Raw genomic sequence first — 1,166 nt, forward strand, 5'->3', positions numbered from 1 at the left:
CTTCTTTATTCATTATAAAATTTTGTTGCAAATAGATTAGCTCATTTGAAGGTCTTAAAGTAACTTCTAGTTGTATCATTGATACTAGTTCTTTAATCTTTTTATGCTCGTATTTCCATGAAGGCCAGCTTGTAGGAGTTGAAAATGTTGAAACAACATAAGATGAGGCTCTTGAGAAATTATAATTACTTTCATTTTGGTTCCTTAATAAATGATCTCTAACCGAAAAGAAAATATTCTTACATCTATACATATCTGAAAAATAGTTTGTTTTTGTCAATGTCTCACTCATTGGTACAGATACTATTAAATCAATTGTATTTCTCCAGAATGATGAAACTACATCTGTATAAACATCATCAATTTCAATTTGTTTATCAGGAAAATGTTTTTGAACTTGAGGAATTGCTGATTTCATATCCTCTTGCAATCTAAATATGCCAATATCATAGACTGTGAGTTGTTGATTTCTAAGCAATGTTGTAATTGATTGAGCATTCAAGGAAGAAGTTAACAATATTAGAGAAAGAGAAAAAAATATTATTTTTTTAAACATAGGCATAACAATTAAGATTCTTACAAAAAAAGAAAGTTAATACAAATTAAATTAACGATCTAAAAGTATTGATAAATGTAATAAATTACAATTCACTAGGAATATGAATATTGAATTCTGTGCCTTTACCTAATTGACTTTTAATTTCAAATTCACCTCTGTGCTGAGTTACAATATGTTTCATTATTGCTAAACCTAGACCTGTGCCACCAACTTTTTTACTTTTTTCAATGTCCACTCTATAAAATCTTTCAGTAATTCTAACAATCTGATTTTGAGGTATACCGATACCTTCATCTATAATTGAAATTTTAACACCTGGTTTAACTAGTTTGCCAACACTTTTTGATGTTAATACTTTAATAGATTTATTTTTTTCAGAATATTTAATTGAATTATCAATTAAATTTGAAAAAACTGTTAGCATTCTATCTTCATTGCCAATAATTTTATCAAAATGTTTGTCTATATTGATATTCAAATCAATATTATTTTTTTCGATATTTGTAATGTGTATGTCTTTTAATTTATTAAATATTTTTTCTAAACTTATTAAATTATTCGGTCTAATATGTTCTTCTAATTCAATTCTACTTAAAATTAATAAATC

The 1,166-nt window shown here is 25.5% G+C and carries 2 protein-coding genes; both read right to left on the reverse strand.

Annotation, left to right across the window (positions count from 1 at the left end; all coding sequences use genetic code 11):
* Window positions 1-556, reverse strand: a 556-nt coding sequence (locus AMN99_RS04960; RefSeq protein WP_143323939.1) for a hypothetical protein, incomplete at its 3' end; no start/stop codon positions are given.
* A gap of 85 nt (window positions 557-641) precedes the next feature.
* The coding region (locus tag AMN99_RS04965) for an ATP-binding protein (RefSeq protein ID WP_256998119.1) at window positions 642-1,166 on the reverse strand (525 nt) is incomplete at its 5' end.

This window comes from Candidatus Pelagibacter communis, assembly GCF_001180225.1.
Taxonomy (GTDB): Bacteria; Pseudomonadota; Alphaproteobacteria; order Pelagibacterales; family Pelagibacteraceae; genus Pelagibacter; species Pelagibacter ubique_D.